Annotated in this window: 7 protein-coding genes; all 7 read right to left on the bottom strand. The window is 65.9% G+C overall.

The features are described from left to right. A partial coding sequence (locus IC66_RS0138620; protein ID WP_038951109.1) for an ATP-binding cassette domain-containing protein occupies positions 1 to 549 on the bottom strand: 549 nt, incomplete at its 3' end. Next, complete coding sequence (locus tag IC66_RS0138615) at positions 546 to 1,529, bottom strand: ABC transporter ATP-binding protein (protein WP_038951108.1); 984 nt, start codon at positions 1,527 to 1,529, stop codon at positions 546 to 548. The genes IC66_RS0138615 and IC66_RS0138620, both read right to left, overlap by 4 nt. A gap of 1 nt (position 1,530) precedes the next feature. Beyond that, a complete protein-coding gene (locus tag IC66_RS0138610) occupies positions 1,531 to 3,168 on the bottom strand; it encodes an ABC transporter substrate-binding protein (RefSeq protein WP_038951107.1) in 1,638 nt (545 codons plus the stop codon). Between the two features lie 23 nt (positions 3,169 to 3,191). Continuing rightward, entirely contained in the window at positions 3,192 to 4,007 is an 816-nt protein-coding gene (locus IC66_RS0138605; protein WP_038951106.1) for a sugar phosphate isomerase/epimerase family protein, read from the bottom strand. Between the two features lie 448 nt (positions 4,008 to 4,455). Continuing rightward, on the bottom strand, positions 4,456 to 5,658 hold the full coding sequence (locus tag IC66_RS0138600) for a DUF1236 domain-containing protein (protein WP_240536269.1): 1,203 nt from the start codon (positions 5,656 to 5,658) through the stop codon (positions 4,456 to 4,458). Positions 5,659 to 5,791: 133 nt separating this feature from the next. Next, positions 5,792 to 6,172, bottom strand: a complete 381-nt coding sequence (locus IC66_RS0138595; RefSeq protein ID WP_038951104.1) for a GrlR family regulatory protein — start codon at positions 6,170 to 6,172, stop codon at positions 5,792 to 5,794. Between the two features lie 32 nt (positions 6,173 to 6,204). Then, positions 6,205 to 8,097, bottom strand: a 1,893-nt coding sequence (locus tag IC66_RS0138590; RefSeq protein ID WP_038951103.1) for an NAD(+) synthase, incomplete at its 5' end; no start/stop codon positions are given.

Below are 8,097 nucleotides of genomic sequence, written 5' to 3'. Positions count from 1 at the left end.
GCTGACCGGCTCGTCGCAGACCAGGAAGTCGGGCTTTGTCGCCAGCGCCCGCGCCAGCACGATACGCTGACGCTGACCGCCGGACAGTGCGCCCGGATAACGCGCGCCATGCGCAGGCGTCAGCTCGACGGCGCGCAGCAATTCGCGGACGCGCTCATCGCGCATCGTGGGTGTGCCGACGCCGTGAATGTCGAGGGGCTCACGGATTTGCGCCGCGACTGGCAAACGGCGGTCCAGCGCGCCGAGCGGGTCCTGGAAGATCATTTGCATGCGGGCGCGCTCTGCAAAAAAAGCCGGCGTGCCCGGCGCAGCCATCGGCTTGCCGTCGAACCTCACCTCGCCGCTATCGGGCGGCTCGAGGCCGAGCACGACGCGTCCGGTGGTCGACTTGCCCGAACCGGACTCGCCGACGAGGCCCAGCGTTTCGCCTTTGCGGATCGTCAGCGACACGCCATCGACCGCGTGCACGGCTGTGCTGCGGCCGAACATCCCGGAACGCTGGGAATAACTGCGAGCGATCGCGGACACCTCGACGAGCGGCGGGCTCATTCGGCCGCGATCCCGAGCAGCGCGCGGCGCGAGGCTTCGGCGCGGATGCAGGCGACAGCCCGATCATCGGCGATGGGCGCCAGACTCGGCGCGGAAACGCCGCACGCCTCGGCCGCCATCGCACAACGCGGCGCGAAGGCGCAGCCATCAGGCATCATCGCGGGATCGGGCACGGTGCCGGGAATGGCGGTGAGACGGCGGCGTGGTCCGTCGAGCGGCGGCAGCGCGCCGATCAGGCCCTGGGCATAGGGATGCACGGGATCGGCGAACAGCTGATTGGCGGGGGCCTGCTCGACGATGCGGCCGGCATACATCACCGCGACGCGGTCGCAATTCTCCGCGACGACGCCGAGATCATGGCTGATCAGCACCATCGCCATGCCGAGTTCGCGGCGGACCGTCGAGAGCAGCTCCAGGATCTGGGCCTGAATGGTGGCATCCAGCGCCGTGGTCGGCTCGTCCGCGATCAGGAGATCCGGATTTCCGGCAAGCGCCATCGCGATCATGATGCGCTGGACCTGGCCGCCGGAGAATTCGTGCGGATAGGCCTCCAGCCGCCGGCCCGCATCGGGAATGCCGACGAGATCGAGCAGCCGTCGCGCTTCTGCCTTCACGGCGTTGCCTTGGAGATCACGATGCAGCGCCAGCGCTTCACAGAGCTGCCTGCGGATGGTCAAGACCGGGTTGAGCGCGCTCGCCGGATCCTGGAAGATCATGGCGACGCGCCCGCCCCGCACCGTGTCGAGCTCGGCCGCCGGCGCGCCCAGGATCTCGCGTCCGTCGAGCCGCACCGAGCCCGAGACCTTGGCATGCCGTGGCAACAGCCCGAGCGCGGCAAGCCAGGTCACCGACTTGCCCGATCCGGACTCGCCGACGAGGCCGAGCGCCTCGCCCTTGCCAAGAGCGAGATCGACACCGCGCAGGACCGGCACGCCGCTGAAGGCGACGCTCAGGCCTGCAATGCTGACGAGTGGTGACACCTCAGGCCTCGAAATTGCCGGCGCGGAAATCCATCGCGAACGCCGGCGAGGCCTTCCACTTGATCGACTTCGGCTTGGCCGTGAAGGTCGCGTTCTGGTGCAGCACCGTGTAGGCGGGGTCTTCGCGCTCGGCGATCTCCAGCATGCGGCGGAACGCCTTCTTGCGGGCGGCACGGTCGGTCGAGGTCTCCAGGAATTCCGAGAGCTTGTTCAGCTCGACATTGGTCCATTCGCCGATCTGCTGCTGCTGGCCGTTCGGGCCGTGCTGGGCGACCAGCGAGGAGACCGGATCGTTGAAGGCGGCCGAGTTAGACCAATCGCGCACGGCGCGCGTGGGCGCGCGCTCCATGATCTGCGACCAGTTCTCCTTGGTCTCTATCTGGACGTTGAGGCCGACCGACTTCCACATCTCGACCAGCACCTGTGCGGTCGCGACCTGGTTGGTGTAGTAATTGTTGAGCAGGCGATAGGGAATCGGATCGCCCTTGTAATTGGCCTGCTTGAGCAGATCCTGCGCCAGCTTTGGATCATAGGCTGGCACGCTCCAGTCGGAGTTGAACATGTCGCCGTAGAACTCCCACTGCAGCCCCTTCGGCACGCGGGTGCGGCCGGCCCACAGGCTGTCGACGATGGCCTGGCGGTCGATCGCGTGGGTGAAGGCGCGCCGCACCAAGGGATTGGCGAGCTGGGCGTGGTTCTTGTCGAACACGGTCAGGCGGTGGTTGAGGATGGTGCCGCCCTGCACTTCGAACGCGGCGTTCTTCTCGATGCCGGCGATCTGGTCCGGCGGGATGTCGCAGGCGAACTGGTACTCGCCCGAGAGCAGCCCGTTGATGCGGCTGGCAACCTCCGGCACTTCCAGGAAGCGGATGCGCTTGAGCGGCGGACGGCCGCCCCAATATTCGTCGTGCGCTTCCAGCGTCAGCGACACGTCGGGCTTGAGCTCGACAACCCTGTAGGGGCCGGTCGTCACGGGCTTGCGCGCCCAATCGAGATAGCTCGCGGATTCGTCCCAGGCGCGGCGGTTCATGATGTCGGAGCCGTAGCGCGACAGCCGGCCCTCGATCGTGACGTCGGGCGTCGCGTTGTAGAAGCGCACCGTGTATTTATCGACCGCATCGACCCGCACGAGGTCCGGCCAAATCCGGCGTGCGACCGCGGGGACGTCCGGCGGCAATTCCTTGCCCGGCCGCGGCGTCGGGATCTTCTCGAAGGCCTGGATGGTGGAGCGGCTCTTCGCCTCGGTCTCGCCGAACATGCGCTCGCGGCTGAAGGTGAAGACGACGTCCTCTGCGGTCAACTCGTCACCGTTGTGGAACTTGACGCCCTGGCGCAGCTTCACCTCGACGGTCTGGTCGTCGATGCGGCGCCATTCGGTGGCAAGGCCGGGCACGGCCTCGAGGCTGCCGCGCCAGTTCTTGGAGATCAGGCCTTCCCAGATCGAGGAGAAGAACACGCGCTCGCCGACATTGGACTGCTCGCGCAGCACGTCGAGCACGTTCGCATTCGTCACCTTCTGCACGGCGATCGTCACCGACGGACGGTTGTCGCCCTGCGCGATCGCAAAGCGCGGCAGCAGCAGCGTACCTGCGGCGGCGCCGCCGGTTTTCAGGATGGCGCGACGGGTGAATTTGCTCATGGCGGTAGCCCCAGATGATGCGGTTATTCGGCGAGACCGCGCGCGGCCAGATAGGCTGCGCCGGCGCGGACGTCGTCGTGGTTGCGGAGTTCGAGGATCAGCCGCGGGTTGGAATTCAGCCGTCCAAGGGCACGGAACACGGCGCCCCAGGGGATGTTGCCTTCGCCCGGCGCCCAGTGCCGGTCGGCAAAGCCGTCGGTGTCCTGCAGATGCACATGGGTCAGCATGTCGCCAGCGGTCTCGACATAATAGTCGACCGGCGGCGCGCCGGTGGAGATGTGGGCGTAGTTGGCGTGCCCGGTGTCGAGCGAGACGCGGACCTTGGCGCTTTCCAGCGCCCTGGCGAGGCGCACCCGGTCGCGCGGATCCTTGTCCTCGATGTTCTCGATGACGATCTCGCAGCCGATGGTCTCGGCGCGCGCGATCACCTCGGCGAGCGTCGCCTTGACACGTTCGACCAGATTGCCGCGATTGTCAGGATAGAGATCGAGATTGTTGTGGTCCCAGGTCGTGAACGGCGAATGGATCACCATCTGCGTCGCGCCGAGGAACTCGGCGGCGTCGAGGCCCTGAAGCAGGCGCTTGGTCACGGCCTGGCGGATCATGGGATCGTGGCTGTCGATCTTGAAGCCCCAGAACGGACCGTGAATGCCGAGCCGGCCGGTATGGCCCGCCAGCATCTGCTTGATCTCGCCGGCCGTGCTCCGCCAGTCGCTGTCGAGAAGATCGGCGCGGAAGAAATCCTGGATTTCGAGATCGCGCTGCCGGTCGAGGAGCCAGTCGCGATGTGCAGGGATCGATTTGATGGACAATGCGGCGCCCAGCACCGGCTTCGACATGGCTTGCTCCTTCGCCGTCAGCGATGACGGGAGCAGCGCTAGACCAGGTCAATGACAGGCCCGTGAATTCGAGTTGCGCGGCGCCGAGGAGATGTGGACATCCTGCCGATCGCGTGCCGCGGACCAGGCAACAGCGATCAGACCACCGATGCAGAACGGGCACATGGCAAGCGGCGTCTATGTCCGTAGTGATCCGGAATGGAATCCTATCGCGATGTCACGTACATCGCGTGCATCGATCGGCGGCCACTTCCACGGGCATCACCCTCTGATCGCGCTACATGGGGTTGGGGGACCACATGGGGCGGGGGATTGAAGGCTGGGGCAAGGTGACGAGGTCCGGACTCCTAGGCACTCCGGACCTCGAAACTTTCAGATTGAACGCAGCAACGCGCCGTCCGGTTGGGGCATCCGGGCGGCGCGTTGTCGTTTCAGCGTCGTCTTTCGATCAGCGCGTTTGCGGCTCGATCGTCACCGAGCAGTCGCCCTGCCCTTGCGTCGCGACCACGATATTGCCGGCGGCCGCCCCAAGGGCGACCGGTGCGGACGAGCTGCCATCCGGCATCTGAACCGTCACGCTCAGCGAATCCGTGCGCGCGGTCGAGCCGACCGTTGACGGCTCTGCCTGGGCGACATTGCCCGACGCATCACGCCGCATGATCTGACAATTCACGCTATTGTTCGTCGCGCTGCCGGCGGCTGCCACGTTCGACGAGGCCGCGCCGCCCATCTGCGCGCGGGCTCGCGACGGATCGCGCGGCACCTGGCTGACGATGCGATGCGTCCGCGGCTCAACGATGACGACGTCATCGTCGGTCGCGAAATACTCGTAATCCCGATATTGGGGCTCGATCGTGACGATCTCCGGCGGCAGCCGGTAGAGACGCACGCGCGGTGGGATCGTCTCGCCGATCCGGATCGAGATGTTCAGGTTGCGCTCCGGCTGCGCCAATCGCGCGCGGCTCACCGTTTCAGACATCCGCACCTGCTTCTCGGTGGTCACGCTGGTCTGCTGACCAACCTGCGTGTTGGTCTGGGTGGTCTGATTGGCTTGATTGGTCTGCGTACCGGAAGGTGCGGTTTGCGCATTGTTGGTCGGAGCTGCGCGGTTCGTGTCCGTCGCGGTGGCCGGCCGGTTGTTCTGTTGCGCCGGCTGTTGCTCGGCGGCATTGCGCGGAGGCTGGTTCTGCTCTTTCTGGTTGGCCGCAGCTCCCGTGCGCTCGTTCTGCTGGCCAGCGGGGCCGGTCTTGGATTTCTCGGACTCGGCGGTTGATTTCTGCGGCGCAGACTTATCCTGCTTCGTCTCGGCGCTGCTCTTGCCGGTCTCGCGACCTTGTTTCGCCGTGTCGGCTTCTCGGTTGCGATCTCGCGATGGCTCGCGAGACTCCTGGGCCTGCTCTTTCGCATTGGGCTGGCCGCGTTCGGCGGCGGTGCCTTGTCGTCCCTTCTCTTCCTCCGCACGGCGGCCGCCGCCTTTCTCCTCGCGGCCGGCTCCCTGCACCTTCTCTTGTGCGCCCTGGGCGCGATCTTGGACGCGTTCTTGAGCTGCACCACCGCGGGGCGCGGCGCCTTTCGCCGGTTCCTCGGTCCGTTTTGGCTCGTCTCTGCGCTCACCGGGCGCCTGGGCGTAGGCGATGCCGGACGCGAGCATGAGCCCGACGGCCGCAGTCGATAACATCAAATGTTGACGCATGGTCCCTCTCCTCGACAATTCGCAACAACAGACGCGAACGCTCTGTAGGTGCGAAGGTTCCTGAGCAGGAACGAGGGCCGGTCACGCGGATTTACATCGCGTCCTTCAGCGTGAGGCGGGCGGTGAATGTCACGCTGGTCTTGCCGACCAGTGCCATGCCTTCGACCTCGGCACCGCCTGCGGAATAGTCGCCCGAGAAGCCGCAGGTGACCTCCCTGCCGCCGAACGCAAGCGTCCTGCCGACCGCTTCGGTATGCTGATTGACGATCATGTCACCACGCCACTTGCCGTTCCGGAAGGTGTAGGTGCCGGTGTAGTAGAAATAGCTGTCGCCGCCCATGATCCGTCCGTCGCACAGCACGACGACGCCCCTCGCCTGCCCGCGCTTGCCGTCGCGCATCTCGATGTCGAAGATATAGAGGCCGTTGACGACCCTGGCCTCCTCCGCTTCCGCTCCATCCCCTGCCAACATCAGATCATCTCCCCAACGATCCGCCTCCCCGATCAGTTCGGCACGTTCCGCTCGAGATCCTCGAGCCATGCCGCCGCGCTCGAATCCGAGGGCGCACGCCAATCGCCGCGGGGCGACAGCGAGCCGCCCGCCGAGACCTTCGGGCCGTTGGGCATCGCCGAGCGCTTGAACTGGCTGAAGGCGAAGAAGCGGCGCAGGAACACCTCGAGCCAGCGGCGGATGTCCTTGAGATCATAGGCCTTGCGCCGGTCGCTCGGGAATGCCGGCGGCCATTCGCCATTGGCGACATCCTTCCACGCGTGCTGCGCCATGAAGGCGATCTTGGACGGACGCATACCGAACCGCAGCGTGTAGAATAGGTTGAAATCCTGCAGCTCGTAAGGGCCGACGGATGCTTCGGTGCTCTGCGGCTTCTGGCCGGGCTCGACCGGCACCAGCTCAGGCGAGATCTCGGCGGCCAGGATCGAGCCAAGCGTCCGGTTGACGTCCTCGCTGAACTGCTTCGATGAGATCACCCAGCGGATCAGATGCTGGATCAGCGTCTTCGGCACGCCGGCATTGACGTTGTAATGTGCCATCTGGTCGCCGACGCCATAGGTGCACCAGCCGAGCGCGAGCTCGGAGAGATCGCCGGTTCCGATGACGATGCCGCCGTGATGGTTGGCGAGCCGGAACAGGTAATCCGTACGCAGGCCGGCCTGCACGTTCTCGAAGGTGACATCGTAGACCTTCTGGCCATTGCCGAAGGGATGGCCGATATCCTTCAGCATCTGCGTCGCGGTGGTGCGGATATCGAGCTCCTGCCAGCTCGTCTGCAACGCCTGCATCAGCGCCAATGCATGGGTCTTGCTTTCACTGCCGGTGGCAAAGCCCGGCATGGTGTAGGCCAGGATGTTTTCGCGCGGCAGGCCGAGCAGGTCGACTGCCTTGGCGGCGACGATCAGTGCATGGGTGGAATCAAGCCCGCCCGACACGCCGATCACGACGCGCTTGGTGCCGGTCGCGCGCATGCGCTGCACGAGGCCGGCGACCTGGATGTTGTAGGCCTCGTAGCAATCCTGCTCGAGCAGGCTTTCGTCGCTCGGCACGAACGGAAAGCGCTCGACCTTGCGCAGGAAGCCGATGTCGGCGGCCGGCGGCTTCAGCGCGAATGTCACCTTGCGGAAAAACGCCTCGCGCTGCCGGCGGTTGTCATCGAACGTCCCCATCGAGGCACGCTCCTGCCTGAGCAGATCGAGATCGACGTCAGCCAGCGTGATCTGGCCGCCCTGGCGGAACCGCTCGCCCTCGGCCAGCAGCACGCCGTTCTCATAGATCGAGGTCTGGCCGTCCCAGGAAAGATCCGTGGTCGATTCCCCGGCCCCAGCGGCCGAATAGACGTACGCCGCGAGGCAGCGCGCCGATGTCGATTGGCACAGCAGCGCGCGCGAGCGCGCCCGGCCGATCGTGATCGGGCTGCCCGAGAGATTGATCAGCACGCTCGCGCCCGCAAGCGCCAGCTCCGAGGCCGGCGTCACCGGAATCCACATGTCCTCGCAGATCTCGACGCCGATGGTGAGGCCCGGAACGTCCTCGGCCGCAAACAAGAGGTCAACGCCGAACGGCGCATGCAGCCCGCCGAACGCGATCGTCTCTCCGACCATGCCGGCGCCGGAAGCGAAATGCCGCCCTTCGTAGAATTCACGGTAGGTCGGCAGGTACGTCTTCGGCACCACGCCGAGGATGTTGCCGCGGTGAATGACGACGGCACAATTGTAGATGCGATGACCAAAGCGCAGCGGCGCTCCGACGATCAGGACCGTCATCAGTCCCGCTGAGGCCTCAACGAGGCCTACGAGGCCGCGCTCGACCGCATCGAGCAGCGGATCCTGCTTGACCAGGTCTTCGATCGCATAGCCGGACAGGCACAGCTCGGGAAACACCGC

Source organism: Bradyrhizobium genomosp. III (assembly GCF_000261705.1).
GTDB lineage: Bacteria > Pseudomonadota > Alphaproteobacteria > Rhizobiales > Xanthobacteraceae > Bradyrhizobium > Bradyrhizobium ottawaense.
Note: the sequence above shows the minus strand (reverse complement) of the source record. Positions and strands in the feature narration are given on the sequence as shown.

Excerpts from the sequence above, each read along its gene's own strand:
- IC66_RS0138610 (WP_038951107.1), bottom strand. The coding sequence starts at position 3,168 with ATGAGCAAATTCACCCGTCGCGCCATCCTGAAAACCGGCGGCGCCGCC.
- IC66_RS0138605 (WP_038951106.1), bottom strand. The coding sequence starts at position 4,007 with ATGTCGAAGCCGGTGCTGGGCGCCGCATTGTCCATCAAATCGATCCCT.
- IC66_RS0138600 (WP_240536269.1), bottom strand. The coding sequence starts at position 5,658 with ATGCTCGCGTCCGGCATCGCCTACGCCCAGGCGCCCGGTGAGCGCAGA.
- IC66_RS0138595 (WP_038951104.1), bottom strand. The coding sequence starts at position 6,172 with ATGTTGGCAGGGGATGGAGCGGAAGCGGAGGAGGCCAGGGTCGTCAAC.